General features: G+C 49.8%; 15 protein-coding genes. 7 read left to right on the forward strand and 8 right to left on the reverse strand.

Annotated features, from left to right (window positions below):
• The first annotated feature begins 74 nt into the window (after positions 1 to 74).
• Positions 75 to 2747 (forward strand): aconitate hydratase AcnA, encoded by a 2673-nt coding sequence (gene acnA / locus KZ771_RS03025; RefSeq protein WP_133539315.1) that lies wholly within the window; start codon positions 75 to 77, stop codon positions 2745 to 2747.
• Positions 2748 to 3002: 255 nt separating this feature from the next.
• On the opposite strand, the gene KZ771_RS03030 is transcribed toward acnA, so the two are convergent.
• Together KZ771_RS03030 and KZ771_RS03035 are read right to left on the reverse strand one after the other, a co-directional pair.
• Positions 3003 to 3710, reverse strand: coding sequence for an SDR family NAD(P)-dependent oxidoreductase (locus tag KZ771_RS03030; protein WP_290570001.1), 708 nt, complete (start codon positions 3708 to 3710; stop codon positions 3003 to 3005).
• A complete protein-coding gene (locus KZ771_RS03035) occupies positions 3707 to 4084 on the reverse strand; it encodes a 2-amino-4-hydroxy-6-hydroxymethyldihydropteridine diphosphokinase (RefSeq protein ID WP_290569999.1) in 378 nt (125 codons plus the stop codon). The genes KZ771_RS03030 and KZ771_RS03035 overlap by 4 nt, the downstream gene beginning before the upstream one ends.
• A gap of 216 nt (positions 4085 to 4300) precedes the next feature.
• Here KZ771_RS03035 and KZ771_RS03040 point away from each other — a divergent pair, with 216 nt between their 5' ends.
• The 5 genes from KZ771_RS03040 to asnB are packed head-to-tail and all read left to right on the forward strand — an operon-like array spanning position 4301 to position 9428.
• A complete protein-coding gene (locus KZ771_RS03040; protein WP_243734491.1) occupies positions 4301 to 4786 on the forward strand; it encodes a hypothetical protein in 486 nt (161 codons plus the stop codon).
• Entirely contained in the window at positions 4779 to 6200 is a 1422-nt protein-coding gene (locus KZ771_RS03045) for a sodium:solute symporter family protein (protein WP_290569996.1), read from the forward strand. The genes KZ771_RS03040 and KZ771_RS03045 overlap by 8 nt, the downstream gene beginning before the upstream one ends.
• A complete protein-coding gene (locus tag KZ771_RS03050; protein ID WP_279513220.1) occupies positions 6200 to 6322 on the forward strand; it encodes a hypothetical protein in 123 nt (40 codons plus the stop codon). The genes KZ771_RS03045 and KZ771_RS03050 overlap by 1 nt, the downstream gene beginning before the upstream one ends.
• A 4-nt stretch (positions 6323 to 6326) precedes the next feature.
• Complete coding sequence (locus KZ771_RS03055; protein ID WP_290569992.1) at positions 6327 to 7394, forward strand: aspartate carbamoyltransferase; 1068 nt, start codon at positions 6327 to 6329, stop codon at positions 7392 to 7394.
• 18 nt (positions 7395 to 7412) lie between these two features.
• Positions 7413 to 9428, forward strand: coding sequence for an asparagine synthase (glutamine-hydrolyzing) (gene asnB / locus KZ771_RS03060; RefSeq protein ID WP_290654318.1), 2016 nt, complete (start codon positions 7413 to 7415; stop codon positions 9426 to 9428).
• A gap of 10 nt (positions 9429 to 9438) precedes the next feature.
• Here the strand turns inward: asnB and msrB are convergent, their stop codons facing one another.
• A complete protein-coding gene (gene msrB, locus KZ771_RS03065) occupies positions 9439 to 10575 on the reverse strand; it encodes a peptide-methionine (R)-S-oxide reductase MsrB (protein ID WP_290654319.1) in 1137 nt (378 codons plus the stop codon).
• A 46-nt stretch (positions 10576 to 10621) separates the two neighbouring features.
• Between msrB and KZ771_RS03070 the strand changes: the two genes are divergently transcribed.
• Positions 10622 to 11647 (forward strand): hypothetical protein, encoded by a 1026-nt coding sequence (locus KZ771_RS03070; RefSeq protein ID WP_290654320.1) that lies wholly within the window; start codon positions 10622 to 10624, stop codon positions 11645 to 11647.
• On the opposite strand, the gene KZ771_RS03075 is transcribed toward KZ771_RS03070, so the two are convergent.
• The 5 genes from KZ771_RS03075 to KZ771_RS03095 form a co-directional block, all read right to left on the reverse strand.
• Positions 11602 to 13362 carry an ExeM/NucH family extracellular endonuclease gene (locus tag KZ771_RS03075; protein ID WP_290654321.1) on the reverse strand — a complete coding sequence of 587 codons (1761 nt, stop codon included), beginning with the start codon at positions 13360 to 13362 and terminating at the stop codon, positions 11602 to 11604. The two genes, KZ771_RS03070 and KZ771_RS03075, sit on opposite strands and share 46 nt — an antisense overlap.
• Positions 13362 to 13844: a MarR family transcriptional regulator gene (locus tag KZ771_RS03080; RefSeq protein ID WP_133539306.1), complete on the reverse strand. Its 483-nt coding sequence runs from the start codon at positions 13842 to 13844 to the stop codon at positions 13362 to 13364. Before KZ771_RS03080 ends, KZ771_RS03075 begins: the two co-directional genes overlap by 1 nt.
• 31 nt (positions 13845 to 13875) lie before the next feature.
• On the reverse strand, positions 13876 to 14964 hold the full coding sequence (locus KZ771_RS03085; RefSeq protein WP_133539305.1) for a CsiV family protein: 1089 nt from the start codon (positions 14962 to 14964) through the stop codon (positions 13876 to 13878).
• Positions 14961 to 18446, reverse strand: coding sequence for a transcription-repair coupling factor (gene mfd / locus KZ771_RS03090; RefSeq protein ID WP_290654322.1), 3486 nt, complete (start codon positions 18444 to 18446; stop codon positions 14961 to 14963). The genes KZ771_RS03085 and mfd overlap by 4 nt, the downstream gene beginning before the upstream one ends.
• 67 nt (positions 18447 to 18513) lie before the next feature.
• Complete coding sequence (locus KZ771_RS03095; RefSeq protein WP_133539303.1) at positions 18514 to 19143, reverse strand: PilZ domain-containing protein; 630 nt, start codon at positions 19141 to 19143, stop codon at positions 18514 to 18516.
• Positions 19144 to 19223 lie beyond the last annotated feature (80 nt).

A 19223-nucleotide genomic window follows, 5' to 3' on the forward strand; every position in this document is an offset into this window, starting at 1 on the left:
GATTGATTTTGCATTGACTATAGTTGATGGTATCTATTGGCTAAAACAACGCTCAATGCGAATGGGAGAGTACTATGTCAGGCAAAAATAGTCTGGATACGTTAAGTACATTGGATGTTAAGGGCAAAAGTTATGACTATTACAGCTTGCCTAAGGCAGCCAAGTCATTAGGAAATATCGATAAATTGCCGGCATCAATGAAAGTGTTGCTGGAAAACCTGTTACGTAACGAAGATGGCGAAACCGTAACCGGCGATGATCTGAAAGCGATGGTCGACTGGTTAAAAGAAAAGAAAATCGACCGCGAGATCCAGTACCGCCCGGCGCGCGTCCTGATGCAGGACTTTACCGGCGTACCGGGCATTGTGGATTTAGCTGCAATGCGTGATGCGGTCGATAAAGCCGGTCACAATCCTGAAATCATCAATCCGTTATCACCTGTTGACCTGGTCATTGACCACTCGGTGATGGTCGATAAATATGCCACACCAGAAGCGTTTAAACAGAATGTGCGGATGGAGATGGATCGTAACAAGGAGCGCTACGAGTTCCTTAAGTGGGGACAAGGCGCGTTTGAAAACTTCCGTGTCGTGCCACCCGGCACCGGTATTTGTCACCAGGTTAACCTGGAATACCTGGGTAAAAGTGTATGGACCAAAGAAGAGGACGGCCGCACCGTAGCGTATCCTGATACCCTGGTTGGTACAGATTCTCATACCACCATGATTAACGCACTTGGCGTGCTGGGCTGGGGTGTCGGCGGTATCGAAGCCGAAGCCGCAATGCTTGGGCAACCCGTTTCAATGCTGATCCCCGAAGTCGTTGGTTTCCGCATGACCGGTAAACTACCGGAAGGCGTGACCGCGACCGACTTGGTATTGACCGTAACGCAAATGCTGCGTGAACGCGGCGTAGTGGGTAAATTCGTCGAGTTCTACGGCCCGGGTCTTGATAACCTGCCTCTGGCTGACCGTGCAACGATTTCAAACATGGCACCTGAATATGGCGCAACCTGTGGTTTCTTCCCGGTTGACGATGAAACGATCAATTACATGCGCCTGTCAGGCCGTGATGACGAAACACTGGCACTAGTCGAAGCTTACTGCAAAGAGCAGGGTTTATGGCGTTCCAATGATAACGAGCCAGAATTTACTGACTCTCTGGAGCTTGACTTAAGCAGCGTGACAGCATCGCTTGCAGGACCTAAACGCCCGCAAGACCGGGTCAATATGGAACAGCTGGGTAGTAACTTTGACCTGATTCTGGAAACCAACGGTCAGGCCAACGAAACAGACAAAGAAGTACCGGTTAAAGGTAAAGATTACAGCTTGTCGCACGGTGACGTGGTCATTGCTGCAATTACTTCTTGCACCAATACGTCCAACCCCAGTGTATTGATGGCTGCGGGCTTGCTGGCCAAGAAAGCAGTAGAAAAAGGCCTGGATCGTAAACCCTGGGTTAAGTCATCGTTTGCGCCCGGCTCAAAGGTTGTTACTGACTATCTGAAAAAAGCAGGCTTTACGCCGTACATGGAAGACCTCGGCTTCCACTTGGTCGGCTATGGCTGTACCACCTGTATCGGTAACTCGGGTCCACTGGATGACGAAATCAGCGATGCAATCAACGAAGGTAACCTAACGGTCTCTTCAGTATTGTCGGGTAACCGTAACTTCGAAGGTCGCGTGCACCCCGATGTAAAAGCTAACTGGTTAGCATCACCGCCGTTAGTCGTTGCATACGCACTGGCCGGTACCACGCGTACAGACCTAAGCAAAGAGCCGCTGGGTAAGGACAAAGATGGCAACGCTGTGTTCTTAAAAGACATCTGGCCAACGAGCGCTGAAATTGCCGAAGCGGTTAAAACCGTCGATAACGAGATGTTCCGTAAAGAATATGCGGAAGTCTTTAAAGGCGACGACGAATGGCGTGCGATCAATGTTGCCGAAGGTAAAGTCTACGACTGGCAGGATGATTCAACCTATGTGAAAAACCCGCCATTCTTTGACGGTATTGATCAGCCGCTGCAAGATCCGCAGGACATCAACGATGCCAACGTATTAGCGGTATTTGCAGATTCGATCACCACTGACCACATTTCGCCGGCTGGCGCGATTAAGCCGGATTCACCGGCAGGTAAATACTTGCAGGAAAACGGCGTCGAGGTTAAAGACTTTAACTCTTACGGTTCGCGCCGTGGTAACCACGAAGTCATGATGCGTGGTACCTTCGCTAACATCCGCATTAAAAACCAAATGCTGGACGACGTTGAGGGTGGTTTTACTCAATATGTACCAACTGGCGAGCAAATGTCGATGTACGATGCCGCCATGAAGTATATGGAGAACGATACACCGTTGGTGGTGCTGGCCGGTAAAGAGTACGGCACCGGCTCCAGCCGTGACTGGGCTGCCAAAGGTACGCGTCTGTTAGGTGTAAAAGCGGTTATCGCCGAGAGCTATGAGCGTATTCACCGTTCTAATTTAGTTGGTATGGGCGTACTGCCGTTACAATTCGAAGACGGTCAAGGCGTCGAAGCCCACGGCTTAACCGGCGAAGAACAGATCTCAATTCACGGCCTGAGCAAAGACCTGAAACCAGGACAAATGCTCGACGTCGTCGCCAAACGCAAGAATGGCGAAGAGGTTAAGTTCAAAGTCAAATGCCGCATCGACACCGGCAACGAAATGCAGTACTACAAAAACGGCGGTATCCTGCACTTCGTACTCCGCCAAATGCTCAAAAACTAGTCGCTCGCGCTAGGGCGCGAGAGCAAACAAAAACCGGCCTCGCGCCGGTTTTTTTGTTGCCGTCGGATGGCGAAAGGGTGACAACAGGGCTTTTTAGACTTCACGGCACGCCTATTCTGGGGGGACGTACTTGCAGCGTCCCCCTGAGATGGGGGTGCTGAAGCACTAAAAAGCCATCCTCGTCGCTGCGGTCAATCACCAGCCGCATTTCTCGCAACGTCATCACCGCCGCCCAACGTCCCCACCGACACCTGTTCAGATCTTCAGCGCGCGGCCGCCGTCGACTTTGATGGATTCGCCGGTGAGGAACGGGTTGTCGCGGAAGAATTTGACGGTGTCGATCATGGGTTGCAGGCCGCCTTCGACGGTCAGTGGGGTTTCTGCCAGGACTTGTTTACGGTGGTCGCTGTCGTGTTCCGGGAGGAACAGAATTGGGCCTGGCTGGATGGCATTGACACGGATATTAGGGGCTAGCGACTTGGCAAATGCCAGGGTCATGTTGGCTAGTGCTGCTTTGGCACCGCAGTAGGCAATGTAGTCGGTTGATGGGCGCTCGCTGTAGATATCGGTGATGTTGATCACCAAGCCGTCGTTGGCTGTTGACAGTAAGTCTTGTAAGCCCGTGATTAATTTGTAGGGCGCAATAGCATGAACCGCGTAGACAGCCTGTAACTTATCAGTGTCATCGTCAACATCGCTGTTATTAAAAAAGCACGAGGCATTATTAACTAACAGATCGATGTGCTGAGCTTGCTCTTTTACCGTGGCAATCATGCCGTCGATGGCTGCACTATCACTGAAGTCAGCTTGCAGGCCGATGGCACCGCGCTGCTCTAGTTGCTCAACACCCTGTTTAGACGAATTATAATGGGCATACACCGTATAGCCCTGATCCAATAAATCATTGGCGAGCTCATAGCCAAACCGCCGGCCGGCGCCGGTAATCAATGCGACCTTACTCACTTTGTTTCTCCTACTGCTGTTAAATCCGGGATCAGCTGTTGCAAATAGTCGGGCACTTCCGGGTTATCACCAAGTTCGCCCAAAATATCAATATCAATTGGACGGTCTTTAACGCTGCAAAGTGGATCGGAACGATCGCGGCCCAGCAGAATTTCAATCTGATTAAATTCCGCTTTTAGTGCGGTCGGCGTAAGTGCTGTTTCGAGTATGAATAACGCGTTTAAAAACGGGTGATTGGTATTCATGCCGACGGGCTTGGTGGTGATGTCTCTGGAGAATTCCAGTTCGTCTGCCAGTTTTGCCAAATAATGTTTAGCGCGAGAAAAGTGAAGCTCGGGTTCGATATTTGAGCCGAGGCTGCAAAGATACTTCATGCTGTTGTTGTTCCCTGATCCGCCGGTGGCTTAGTCGTATGAGTTAATTAGTCATATTACTACGGTAGCCTGCGAAAAATGGTTTTTGTTTGCAATGTTTATTCGCGATTGTTAACTAAAGTTTGCATGCGTATAGGCGCGATTATGACTAAAGTTGAAATAAACGTGGGGGGCTGATAGCCTGAAATTCATGTACTGCAAGCCAAAGCGGACTTTATGGTTAGCCTGAAAACCAGACAGCCTGGCATCGCTAAATGCGTTGTTACATTGTTGAGTTTGTGTTTATTGCTGCTATTGCCGCGGCTTGTGTCTGCGCAATCACTGACCCTGTCTGGTCCTGAAGATACTGTCCGCGAAGGCTATTTTACGGTTTCCGTCAGTGAATCAAATAGCGAGGTGGTTAAGAATCTAGTCATCGAATCATCGACTTCTGCCGGTTTTGATCAGGCCGTAACGCACTTTCCCGCGCTGGGCGATTTTAAACAACTATCGCTGACAGGGTTCAGTAACGGCACCTATTACCTCCGAGCCCGGGCGGACAATATCGAAGCCCCCAGCAATGTAATTCAAGTTAAGGTGAATCATTATCCCTTATGGCAAGCGCTGGGCCTGTTTTTTGTCGGTTTGCTGTTGTTCATCGTGCTGGTGGTCGTCTTGTTGACCTTTCACCGCCGGGTTCAGCGAGGTGCTACTCATGACTGAGTTTGCTCTGGATACCTCGGTAGGACTCACCATTGTCGTTCTGTTTGGTATTTTTTGGGTGGTTTTTGGTTTTTGGCTCGGGCGCAAAAACAAAACCCATGAGGACTTTGCCTTAGCCGGTCGTAACGTTGGCTTCGCTTTTGCTGCGGCCACCGCTATGGCAACCTGGGTCACCAGTAATACCACGTTGGTAGCGCCGCAGTTGACCTACCAATTTGGCATTTGGGGAATGATTGGGTACTCCTTCGCGGCATTGGGGTTACTGCTGTTTGCGCCTATGGCTAAACGCATCAAGCAGTTATTGCCCAATGGCTATACCTCGGGCGATTTTGTGCGGCTACGTTATGGTCAGGCAGCATGGTGGGTGTTTATCATCATTTCAGTGGTTTATGCATTTGGCTGGCTGATTAGTTTAGGCATGGCCGGCGGCATTTTACTCGAGTCATTAAGTGGCCTCGACTACCACATTGGCATGACGGCAATTTTGATTATTTGCGTCGGCTACACCTTATTCGGCGGTATGCGTGCTGTTATTGCTACCGATTTTATTCAGGCGCTGATTATTATCGTCGGCATTAGCGCCATTGCGTTCTGGTTGATCAACAATGTCGGCCTGGACAGCATTCATCAAAACTTGTCCGCCGAGCATCCGCAACTGCTGGATTTGCTGTTTCCGGCAGCGGTCATGTTTTTATTTAACAATATCTTTTTCGGGCTAGGCGAGATCTTCCATTCGAACGTTTGGTGGTCAAGGGCTTTATCGTTCAAACAAGGCGTGGCATACAAAGCTTACCTTACCGGCGGCCTGATGTGGTTGCCGATTCCCATTGTGACAGGTTTCATTGCCTTAGCTGCGCCGCAACTGGGAATTTTTCCGCCCAGCGCTGACATGATTGGCCCAACGGTAGCGGCTGCAGTACTGGGTACGACGGGCGCTGTGCTGGTCTTTATCGTTATTTTTTCAGCTTTGGCGTCCAGTCTCGATTCACTGTTAGCCGCAACCTCGGATCTTGTCACGCAGGATTTATTCCATAAAAAGCTCTGTCCGAATGCGTCTGACAAAAGCCTGTTACGCTTTAACCGTTACTGTATTTTAGGCTTGGGTGTAATGACCTGGCTGTTTTGCTTACCCCGAATCGCTACGCTGGGCGCATTATTGAACTTTGCTGGTGCATTTGTCGCCAGCACCATTTGGCCCATTGTACTGGGTCTTTATAGTCGCCGGCTTAGTGGCGGATATGCAGCGCTGGCGATGGCGGCAGGCACCGGACTGGGGTTGGTTGGCTATTTTATGGTCGGTTTTTATGTTGCTGCGCTTATTTCCTGCGCCGTATCCGGATTAATTTGTGCGCTGGGAGTATGGCGCGCTCAGTCGTTATTTGACTGGCAACAGCTAAACGAGGAGGGCGGGTAATGCAATTACCGGAACTCGCTTTTGCTATTTTGATTATCGCTGCGCTGGCATTATCGTGTTTAACACCGATCATTTTGCTGGCGCTGTTCGTAAAAGATTATTTTTCTAAAACAATATGGTAGCCCTATGAACATAAAAGATGTGTCGTTTGAAAGGGAGCGGCCGGATGTCTGCGGTGATGCACACCCCAAGGCATTACTCAGAGTCATTCAGGAAGATGGCGACTATCTGTTAAAGCTGGCGAATCAACACATAGTGTCGTCAGACCAATTTACCCAGAACGGGTTGCTGCAGTTGTTTCGACTGGCGGCAAAATATGAAGCGAATCCACGGCGTTTCAGCACCTCGCTACAGGGCAAGATATTAATTTCCGCATTTTATGAGCCAAGCACGCGTACGCGGCTATCGTTTGAAAGTGCCTGGCATCGCTTAGGCGGTGACATCATGTCGATTACCGATCGTTCTACCACTGGTATCGCTAAAGGCGAGTGTCTGGCCGACGTTGCTGAAATGTTCAATAACTACGGCGACTGTGTGGTGTTACGGGATAATAATGAAAGCTCGCTGGAGGAAATGATCGATTCGCTGCGCATTCCGATTATCAACGCAGGTAACGGTAGTGATGAGCATCCGACGCAGGCGATGGCGGATTTGTATGCGATGTTCAAGTGGAAGCCTGAACTGGTGACTGAGCAAGCGGCAGAGCATGCGGTACGCATCGGCATTATTGGCGTGCCGGATAAAATGCGTACCGTGCGCAGCCTGATAAAATTGCTCTGTAAATTCCCTAATGCAGTGAAGGAACTGGTGATTATTCATGACCAGACGGTAACCGATGAGTTATTTGGTCAGGCTCAGCGTGAGCAAATAGAGCAGGCGGGTATTAAGGTAGCCACAGCGACTGATCTAAATAGCGTGTTACCGGATCTTGACGTGGTTTATATTAATGCGATTTCGTGGGAGGGTGAGACCTTTAATACCTATGGTAAAACGTTCTCGTTAAGCGCCCAATCGCCGCTAAAAGAAGATGCCATTATTTTACATCCGTTGGCTCGCGGTGCTGAGTTGAATACCGATCTCGATCATACTTCGCATAACTGGTACTTCAGCCAGGCTCGCGGAGCGGTATTTTTACGGATGGCGTTACTGACTTGTATGGTGCAGCGCGCAGAGCGCGTTATTGATGTCGTTTAATAAAAGGAAAAGCAAAGAATGTGCGGAATTGCTGGAGTTTTTCATCACCAAACGGATCGTTCAATCGACGCGCAGACGTTAGTGAATATGGCCGCGATTATGCATCATCGCGGCCCTGATGGTTATGGTTATCAAGTTAAACAGGAACACGGCGTTGGTTTTAGTCATGCCCGACTCTCGATTATTGACCTGAATGAACAACGAGGTCGTCAGCCTTTTATGTCTGCGGATAAACGACTGATGCTGACACACAATGGCGAGTTCTATGATTTTAAACGTATTCGTGCAGACTTGACCGCACGGGGAGCAGCGTTTCGTTCAAAGAGTGACTCTGAGATTGTTTTACACTTATTTGAACGCTATGGGCTAGAGCATACGCTAAGTGAACTGCGTGGTGAATTTGCGTTTGGCTTGTTTGACGAGCAGGACGATAGTCTTTATCTAGTGCGCGACCGCTTTGGTATTAAACCCTTATACTGGACAGAGACCGAGCACGGCGTTGTATTCGGCTCAGAGCTAAAAGTTTTGTTCGCGCACCCTGATGTTAAGCGCGAGTTTTCTCCCGAAGGGCTATATCACCAGTTGATTCAAGTGATGGTACCGGGGTCCACAGCGTTTACCGGAATCAATCAAGTGCAGCCGGGTTATGTGGTAAAAATACAACGAAACAACGGTAAATTGAGTATTTCTGAACATAAATACTGGGACGTGAACTTTCCTAACGAACATGATTATCCAGGCGATGACGTCGACGAAGAACAGTATATCGAAGGTGTGCGGGCTAAATTACTGGAAGCCGTACAGCACCGGATGACCGCTGATGTGCCGGTCGGTTGTTACTTGTCGGGAGGTATCGATTCCTGTGCGATTCTGGGCTTAGCATCAGCATCGACACAAACCTCGGTAAAAGCGTTTACCATCGGGTTTGACTCTGACGCTTATGACGAAACCCCGATTGCCCGCGAAATGGCAGAGGCCACTGATGCCGACCACCATATCATGGCGCTTAAAGCCAATGACTTATATGACCATTTTGTAAAAACACTGTGGCATACCGAACGCACCATCTATAACACGTTGGGCGTGGCGAAATACTTGATGAGTAAGGAAGTGCACGAAGCCGGATACAAAGTGGTAATGACGGGAGAGGGCTCGGATGAACTTTTTGCCGGCTACCCAGCGTTTCGTAAAGACATGTTTTTACATGGCCTTGATCATTTGCCGGAAGTCGAGCGGGTAGAATGGCAAGAGCTATTAGAGAAGAACAATAAACTGTTTAAAGGCGCGATGCTGGCACGGGAAGAGTTTGTCAGCGATGCGTTTAATCAGAAAATGGGCTTTACCCCCAGTTGTGTGCAGCCGTGGCTGTCGTGCAGCAGCGTCGCGTTACCGTTAATGTCTGCAACAATGCGCGAGCAGGTAAGCGAATACGATCCCAGCAAAGCGATAGCTGATACGCTTGACGAAACCATGTTAGACGGGCGTCACCCCTTAGATCGGGCACAGTATGTGTGGATCAAAACCATGCTGGAAGGGCAAATACTGACCTGGGGTGGTGACCGCGTTGATATGGCAAACTCAATGGAAGCGCGACCGGCGTTCCTTGACCATCATTTAGCCGAATATGCGTTTACCGTACCGCCGCATTTGCGCATTAAAGGTAATAAAGAAAAATACGTGTTGCGCGAGGCAATGAAAGGACTTCTTCCTGAAACTTTGTACAAGCGCGAGAAGTTCGCCTTTATGGCGCCGCCGGCCCACACCGACCCGGAAAAGTGGCAGGCCGTAGAAAAGCTGGCCGAGCAGTTTTTAAACGAAGAGGCGGTAAAGTCGGCAGGTTTGCTGGATTACGAGCAGGTCGTCAGAACCTTTGAGCGACATCAGGATGACGATGTGCCTGCTGAGGAACAAGTTCAACTAGATGCCGTCATCAACCATATGTTGGGCGTGCAGGTACTACATCACCACTTTGTTGCGACCGATGTACCGCAGCAAGCGGCACAAAGGGCGCAGGAGTTAGGCTGGATAGCTTAGGCTACGCAGCTTATTCGACGTATTTAATATACTCACCATAGCCGCGTTGCTTCATTTCAGCTAACGGAATGAATTCCAGCGCGGCGGAATTCATACAGTAACGCAACCCTGTTGGCTGTGGTCCATCTTCGAATACGTGGCCCAGATGGGAGTCGGCATAGCGGCTGCGAATTTCAGTGCGCGTGTAAAACCAGCTGTTATCCTCTTTTTCCACCACTGCATTGCTGGTAATCGGCTGGGTAAAGCTTGGCCAGCCGGTTCCGGATTTGTATTTATGTTTTGAAGAAAAAAGTGGTTCGCCACTGACGATGTCAACATACAGGCCGGGCTCTTTGTTATCCCAATAGCGGTTGTCGAACGCCGGCTCAGTCTCGTCTTCCTGTGTGACGGCATACTGGATAGGGGTCAACTGCTCACGTAATTGCTGCGTAGCTGGCTTATTAAAATTCACCCACGGTTTGTCACTAGCCGACTGAGACGAAGCTGTATCCTCACCGCCGGGGTTAGCGTTAGTGAACTGCTGATAATCAATATCGCTGGTATCGCCCCAGTGCTTCTCGACAAAGTCATAACGACCGGAATTGTAGGTATAGACTTTGTAGCGTATCGGATTTTTATCGTAGTAGTCCTGATGGTATTCTTCGGCACGATAAAAGTTGGTGAACTCGGTTATCGGCACAACGATGGGGTCTTTAAACGGACCGTTTTCGATAAGCCATTGTTTGGATTGCTCAGCAATACGCCGCTGTTGTTCGTTATGTACGAATATTTCCGGGCGATACTGCTTACCGCGGTCAACAAACTGACCGTCAGCGTCGGTCGGGTCCATAATGCGCCAGAACTTTTGCAAAATGCCTGCGTAGCTGATGATATTAGGATTGTAATAAATCTGAGCTGCTTCGGTATGGCCGGTTTGACCGCCAGATACTTGTTTATAAGTCGGGTCTTTTTCAGTGCCGCCGGCATAGCCAGACACGACTTCGCGGACACCGTTTAATTGTTCAAAAGCTTCTTCTACACACCAAAAGCAACCGCCCGCGAGCGTTGCAACTTGTTCATTTTGTTGCTTTTCTGTTGCTGAGTTTTGTGCCATGCTGAAACTACTGAAGAACAGCAGACAGGCACCTAATGTTACGTGGTAGCGCATACAACCTCCAACGTTGGAACTACTCTAAGTTTATAGGTACAAAGCAGTGAAAAAGTTTGCTTTGGCAATCAATTTTTTTGCCTTGTGCTCGTCTGCATTTGTTGCCGGAGCGCAGACGCAAACAGATGAGCAAGAGCAGGATGCCTGGCTGGATGGGTTTAGAGCGGGACTGGAGATCTCGGTTGATGAAACCGCACGCTGGATTGACGGCTTCTTTGCTGAAGATCGTTTCCAGCAACCTTATTCCTCCTACGGCCGTCTATCAATCGCACCGCAATGGAGCGGCTACGATGGCTTTGAAGTCAAATCACGTTTTCGTGCCCGGGTTAATTTACCCCATGCAAAAGAAGAGCTGTCAGCCTTTATTGGACGAGTTGACAGCGATGAGTTTATCGACGAGGGCTCAGCAGGGCGTCCATCGATTATTCGTTCCCCCAGCTCGGACGAGGAATGGTTGGTTGGGTTGGGGTTTGATCCACACATGAACGAGAGACATCGCGTCTCTTACAGTGTCGGTATTCGGGGTGGTTTAGACTTCGATACCTACGTTCGCGGCCGTTACATGACCGATGTTGCGCTGGGTGAATCGGCGTTGGCGCGGTTTCAGAGCTCGGCGTTTTGGCGGGATAGCGATGGTTTTGGCGTGGCGCAACGAGTTGATCTTGAAGCGAGTTTGACTGACAGCATGTTAGCGCGTTGGTCGTCGTTAGCTACCTTTGCACAAGAAACTAATGGCTTACGCTGGAGTTCGACTATGCGAGCCTACAAATTGTATGGCGAAGACAAAGCGCTGGCACTAGAAACCTGGATCGAGGGGCAAACTGACTACGAGGTACCAATTAACGACTACGGCTTACGCTTTTTAAACCGACAACGTTATTTACGTGAGTGGTTATTTGTTGAGACCTGGGTTGGTTATCATTGGCCGCGTGAGTATCTGGCTGAACGGCGGCAGGGTCACTGGATGCTGGGGCTGGAGTTGGAGGTGCACTTTGGCACCACCAACGCCTATTTGCCGCGTACTGATCAATCCGGTGACGCAAAAACCAGATCAACTAACAGTGGGTCGTGATCGGACGCACGATAAGGACCGGGTTGGTAGTACTGATCATCACGGTAGTCATAACTTATCGGCTCGTCAGCATTAAAGTTAAGGTGCTGCACGCGTGTTAACTTTGGTGCCAGCTCAGGGTGTATTATGATGTGATCAAGCGCACCGGCCTGGCTGTCATAAACGTAGGAATAGTCATCTGCTTCGGATACGTTTTGATATTCGTTGTCGGTGAAATAGCGCATCGGATCTTCGTAATAGTACGCGTTAAAATCCCCCAATAGAATCGGTTGCGGCATTTGTTGCTGTTCAATCCAGTCTAGCAGTGTCGCTGCGGATTCAACTCGCAGAGCGTTCCAGCAGGACTGTCCGTCTTGTTGATTAGCATTAACGCCGTCATCGGGGCAGCTACCTTTGGATTTAAAGTGATTGACCACTGTGGTGAATGTTTGCTCGGTAATTTTATCGGTAAATACTTGCGCTAACGGCACCCGGCTGCCGCGCCGGAAAGGCCCCTGGGTTAACGTCAGTGCATGGGTCGAGGTTTTGAAGCGTTCGGCGTTATATAAAATGCCGACACTGATTTGGTCAGTGCCAACACGGGCCGAGTGCGGCTGTGCAATGGCATAATTAATGTCGCTTACTGCGTTTACCGCATCGGTTAACTGCCGTATTGCACTGTGCTGCTCAAAGCCATCATTTTCGACCTCCATCAGGCCAACGATGTCCGCATCCAGTGCGTCAATGGCAGCTACAATTTTAGCTTGCTGGCGTTGCAATTGTTGCGGGGTCTTGGCGCCTCGTTCGGTGGGGAAGCCACCACCCATGCCATCACCATTAAAGTAATTCAAGACGTTAAAGCTGGCGACTCGCACCTCGTTTTTGCGTTTAGGTAAAATCGCCGTGATACGTGAACGTTGCGCCAGTTGCGGTGGTTTTGTTGGTTGCAGTCGGTAGTCATCACGAAATTGCGACAAAACACCAGACAGTGGCTTAAGGGTGGCGCCACTGCGCAGACTCTGTTGGGGGCCGTGGAATAGCTGTTGGTGCGGCAACGACTTTGGCTCTAACTGACTATTATCGTCAATCTGCAGTCGGTTGAGTTCATTAGCCTCTGCCACTGCAGCCGCCTCAGAGCCGGGCAAAGCTACCTGAGTCGGTGTAAATAAACGGCCTGAAGATACGTCAAAATAGCCATAGCGGGCTAACGGGTAATGACCCGATATGGTCAGCGGCTTTTGCCCATTTACGGTTACCAACATCCCCTCGTGAGCTTCTGCTTGCTGCCGTGATGAAAAGGGCAGTGTAACAGTGACCGGTGCAACCTGAGGTTGTTGACCACATTCATATAATTCAGTGACGTCGGTCAGCTGAGTCAAACCATTTTGTTCGCTGACCTGTCCTGATAGTTTGACCAAAGTGCCTACTTTCAGGTCGGCAAAGGTGGTGCTGTTGGCGCTAACAAACAGACCTTCCGATGTTTTTGGGTCATCGTCTTGTAGCGATTCAGGTGACTGAATGTAAACGCCACCGAGCTGTTCGGGCGCGGCGAGGTTTTGGGTTACGATACCCATTGTCGTGAGTTGCTCACCGATCTTGTCCGACTGGTCATTAGCGCCCTGAATTGTTGATATCGAGGTGAGTTCTTCACTGATATCGCAGTTTTTTTCTTGCGCCAATGTTGCAACCGGGGCACACAAGGCAACGGTGGCTGTAGCATAAATCCAGTTCTTCATTATTCAGTGTCCATTTTATGGTAGCTGCCGACTTCCAATACCGGTGCAGCGTCTAAGCGTTCTGCATCCATCATGGCCGCGATACGTTGCATCGAAGATAACAGTAGCGACTGTTCCCACTCGTCCAGGGCCTGAAACTTTTCTATAAAGTCTTCCTGCAATGGTTGTGGTGCTTTTTGCAGCAGCGAACGGCCTTCTTCAGTTAAGTATAAAAGTACCCGCCGTTTGTCGGTGTCGCTACGGTGGCGGTGGATCAAACGACGATGCTCCATACGCTCAATCACGTTAGATACCGTTGCCGGGCTGAGCGTGATGTTTTGCGCGACTTCACTGGCGGTGATGCCGTCGCGGGCGACAATTTCACGTAAAATCAGTAGCTGTGGAGCAGTCAGTCCGGAATATTTATTGAGTTGTTTTGAATACAGGTCAATGGCCCGAATCACTTTACGCAAGGCGAGCAAGAGTTCTTCGTATTTTTCCATAACCCAATCCCTAAGTATGAATAAATTAAGTTCAGTAACGCGGCGCTGATAAATCTGTGCGGCGAATTTGTATTACCATACCAACTTTTGGATGGTCAAAGTAATGTGTTTCGTGACTGATTACCCGGCGGCGTTGATCAAAATTGAATGCTCGCAAAAAAGACTGTTCAACAGATTCACCCGACAATGCGTGTTTCGCTTGTTGTGATAAACCCTCTGGTATCAACTCAGCTTGTGCAACCTCGCGCAGGTTAAATTCGTTGTCGATATGCAGGTAATTACCAATTAAAAATATATGCAGCAATCCATCGAGCTCCCATACGCTTTGCGGATAAGAGGAATTGTCCAGTCGTGGTGGGTTTTCGGGTACGTCAGTTTTAAACCGTAGCTGATTATTATCGACCTGAGATAACAGCGTTTGCACGCGCTCTATTAGCGAACGCTCCATGTTGTTATCAGTACCTGTTGTCGCTTCTTTTTTGTAGCCATCATAGCGAAACTCATCACTGAATTGTTTGCCACCGAATAATCGGAATTTGTAGTTTTGCTTTTCGGTAAATACGGGTTGCCGCCAGGCGACATGTAACAGCGGCTTGGCGAGTCCTTTGCGGGCCAGTTCGGTGCGCGTCTCAGAAAGAACGTGGGTTGCAGAGGGTAATAGAAATGCGCTTCGAGCGGTTTCTATATTACCGCCGTTGCCGTCAACGACAACCGCAGTAGTATCGGTTAAGGACAAGTTACTGGGCGGTGCAAACGGGTTGCCGGGTATAGTTACCCATTGATTTTCGTCGCTGTAGTAACAGTCAAAACGCCAGGAAAAATCATTGAACTGACCGAACTCAGGCCATGAGTCACACTCACCCAGCCCAGTGCGCAGCGCAGTAAAGTCACGGTTGTAGTGCGCACCTAACAAGTCATTAGCTGACGACACTGCAATTGGCTCAATAGCCAACGGAAACTGCTCGTTGATGTTTTGCTCGACAGTGTGTTTAAACAGCAGTACCTCTACCTCAAACCAGCGCCAGTAATTGTGGTCCGGTAGTTTTGCAAAGGCTGAACCTGCGCTTGCTAACAGCCCAAGGGGCAAAAGCAGGGTGGTCAGTATCTGCCGTCGCGTCATTCGGTTTGCTCCTGAGAAAAATCGCTAAGCAACGACTCTACCAGTTTTAGCCGGCTTTGAGTATCCTCCAGCGGTTGGGTAATCCGCAGTCGATTAGGGCCGTCCAGTTTGTAGTGCTTAGGCGCTGTTTGCATTAAGCCGATAATAACTTCCGGTTTTACATTGGTATTATCAGTAAATTCAATCACACCGCCTTGATTTCCCATATCGATTTTACGAATTCCTAACCTTTCTGCGTGATTACGCAGGCTGGTTTGACGGATTAAGTTTTTAGCAGCGTCAGGCAGCAGGCCAAAGCGATCGATGAGCTCGACCTGGATCTCTTCCAGTTGCTGTTCAGTATCACTGCTGGCGATGCGCTTATAAAGGCTCAGCCGATTGTTGATATCGGGAATGTAATCATCCGGTAGCAGCGCCGGCACGCGCAGTTCAACTTCCGAGCGGTGGCGGGTTAAGCCCTCCAGCGACGGTTCTTTGCCGTCTTTAAGGGCCTGTACTGCTTGCTCAAGCATGTCCATGTAGAGGGTAAAACCAATGCTTTCAATTTGCCCGCTTTGTTCGTCACCCAGTAACTCACCGGCGCCACGAATCTCAAGGTCATGCGTTGCCAGCATAAAGCCGGCACCTAAGTCTTCCAACTGCGAAATAGCTTCTAGGCGTTTGGCCGCGTCTTTTGTCATGCGCTTGGGGTGAGGCGTTAACAAATAAGCGTATGCCTGGTGGTGAGAGCGGCCGACACGGCCCCGCAGTTGATGCATTTGCGCCAGACCCAGGTGGTCCGCTCTATCCATGATAATGGTGTTGGCGCTGGGCACGTCGATGCCGGTTTCAATAATGGTCGTACATACCAGCACGTTAAAGCGCTGGTGATAAAAGTCCGACATAATACGTTCGAGATCACGTTCTCGCATTTGCCCGTGTGCCACCGTTATACGAGCCTCGGGAACCAGCTTTTCAATATCGCGGGCGGTTTTTTCGATGGTCTCGACGTTGTTGTGCAGGAAATAAACCTGACCGCCGCGCAAGATTTCGCGCAGAATAGCCTCGCGTACGGTGCTGTCGTCGTATTCGCGGACAAAGGTTTTCACCGCTAGTCGTTTAGCCGGCGGGGTAGCGATAATCGATAAATCACGAATGTTATTCATCGCCATGTTCAGGGTCCGGGGTATTGGCGTTGCAGTTAACGTGAGTATGTCGACATCAGCGCGCAGCCGTTTTATGGTCTCTTTTTGGCGAACACCAAAGCGGTGTTCTTCATCGACAATCAATAGCCCCAAGTCGTGACATTTGATGTTGTCCTGCAACAATTTGTGGGTGCCGATAACAATATCAACCTTGCCGTCCTCTAAGTCCTGCAGTATTTGCTTAGATTGCTTTGCTGTTTTAAAGCGGGACAAGACTTCTACCCGAACAGCCCAGTCGGCAAAACGGTCTTTAAAGTTTTCATAATGTTGCTGCGCCAGCAGGGTGGTAGGTACCAACACCATCACTTGCTTGCTGTCGTTAACGGCAATGTACGCAGCGCGCATGGCAACTTCGGTTTTACCAAAGCCAACGTCGCCACAAATAAGTCGGTCCATCGCTCTTGGCGTGCGCATATCCGCAGTGACGGCGGCAATCGCCTGTTGTTGATCAATGGTTTCTTCAAACGGAAAACTATCGGCAAAACGGCGATAGTCTTCGTCATTAATGGCAAATGCATAGCCGGGCTTGGCCTCGCGACGGGCATAGACGTCGAGCAATTCGGCAGCTACATCGCGAACTTTTTCTGCTGCACGCTTTTTGGCTTTTTCCCAGCTGTCATTGCCGAGTTTATGCAGCGGGGCATGGTTGTCTTCACCGCCGCTATAACGACTTAACACATCCAGCGATGATACTGGTACGTAAAGCTTTGATCCGCCGGCGTATTCAATGGTGACAAACTCGGTGGTTACTGTGCCGGCGTCTAAGGTAGTCAAACCCTGATAACGACCGACACCATGGTCGATGTGCACCACGGGCTGTCCAACCTGCAGTTCGGCCAAATTGCGAATGAGTGTGTCTGGGCTAATCGTGGCTTTTTGGTCACGGCGGCGTCGCTGGGCGACTTTATTGCCGAATAATTCCGTTTCGGTAATAAACCACAGACTATCCTGAGGTAAATAAAACGAATTAATGACCGGGCTGACGATCAGCCCAAGTGGCTCACCGGAGGCGATGAAGTCATCAAAACTGCTAAACGATGCCAGCTGCCAACCGAGTCGTGCAACGGTTTCGCGCAGTGTTTCTTTGCGCCCGGCACTTTCCGCCGAAAATACCAAACGTTCGTTATTATCCAGTGCTTCGCCGATACGTTGTTTGAGTTTGGCAAAAGGTTGTTTTTGCTGATGATCCGCGGCAATGTCGATAACCATCTCGGTGGTAAACTGAATCGCACCCGGCGTGGGTTTATCTGCAGGGATAGCGCTACGGATACGTCGTAAACGCTTGAACCCAGCATGCACCTCGTTGGCTGGCAAAAACAATTCATTCGGGTGCAGCAGCGGCCTGAGCTTGTCGTAGCGGCGTTGTTCATAGCGATGGCTGATGTCTGTCCATAAACGCTCTAACGCGCCCTGAATATCGCCAAAAGATACCAGTACGGTGTCGTCAGGCAGGTAGTCGAATAACGATGCTGTTTGTTCGAAGAACAATGGCAAATAGTATTCAATACCGCCGGGTAATTGTGATTTGCTGACTTGTTGATAAACCGAATCACGTTCGGTGGTTACCTCGAAGCGCTCGCGAAATTGGCTACGAAACCGTTCGATACCGTTTTTGGTTAATGGAAACTCATGTGCAGGCAGTAATCTTACTTGGTTGACGGGCTCCTGCGATAATTGTGTTTCAGGGTCGAATGGCCGAATGCTGTCGATTTCGTCGTCAAAAAAGTCCAGCCGGTAAGGCGTTGAACTGCCCATCGGGAACAAATCCAGAATCGAGCCCCTGGAGCTAAATTCGCCATGCTCCATCACTTGGTTGACGCTGCGGTAACCTGCTTTCTCCAGCTCCTCGCGTAAGGCCAGTGCATTGAGTGTCTGGCCGACGGTAAAGTTAAGTGCCTGACTTTTTACAAAGTTTGTTGGCGCGATGCGTTGCATTAGCGTGTTAACACTAACGATGAGTGCGCCACGCTTAGCGCTGGGTAACCTTGCCAGCACGCTCAAACGTTCCGAGATAATATCCTGGTGTGGCGAAAAACTGTCATACGGTAGTGTTTCCCAGTCAGGGAACAGCGTTATGTCGTCATGGTATTCCGTGTTCTCACCAGCGAAATAGCGTACCTCCTGCTCCAGGCGGTGAGCCTGATTGGCATCGGCGGTGACAATTAAAACGCGCCCGGGGGTCAGATCAATTAAACGGGCAAGTGCCAGTGCCTCGCTACTGCCGCGTAAATTGACCCAACTGATATCGCGCTCACTGGTGTCTGGAAACGGAGGATTAAATACAGAAACTTCAGCCATGATATTCCAACTACCCATGAAAAGACTCGGGCATTATACCGATTTGGCAACGCTTTTGGATGTCTGTTTAGTCAGATTTATTGTCGTCGCTGTTATTCTTACTTTGGTCGCGCTCTTGGGCGCGACGTTTTAACTGGCGACTTTGTGAGTGCAGACTTGCGCGTATTAGGTGTTCCTGATCCTGTTCCAGAATCCGCTCAAACTCAAAGGTGGCACTGTAACCCGGTTCGTCGGCGAGTGACTCGCAGGCACTGCAACGCAAATAGCAGTAGATAGCCAGAGACTCGTTTTTAAAAAATAATTTTGCCCGGAACAGGGTGTCGTTATCGATAGGATCCGGAGTTATTAAGCGAATCCCGCCGCCGCCGAATTCGGTGCCCTGAAAACGGTGTTTGGGGTCATCTTCGTAACGCAACAAATAGCCCAGCATGGTGATCATGCGCTGGTTCATTTGTTCAAGCACTTGCACTAAAACAGGCGACTGATGACTGTCCATTTTTAGTTGTTGTAGTAAATCCTGATCACTACCGGCCATATTAGACGCCATAGTAAATAATTCCGGCATCTCTGATTCAAATTCCCACTCGTCCGGCACCACGGCAGCTTCCTCAAGCTGATGAAGATTGACGGGGAACGATTCAGCGACGGTAAAGAAATCGCCGATTTGTTGTGTCTGAGATAACGGGGAATTTGCCATGTTCTGCCCTTATTCTGCCCTTTTTGTTGTCAGGCTTATCACAACTCATTATCCTTGCTCGTAATTAATAAGCAACAATA

It is taken from the genome of Idiomarina sp. (assembly GCF_019431395.1).
Lineage (GTDB): Bacteria > Pseudomonadota > Gammaproteobacteria > Enterobacterales > Alteromonadaceae > Idiomarina.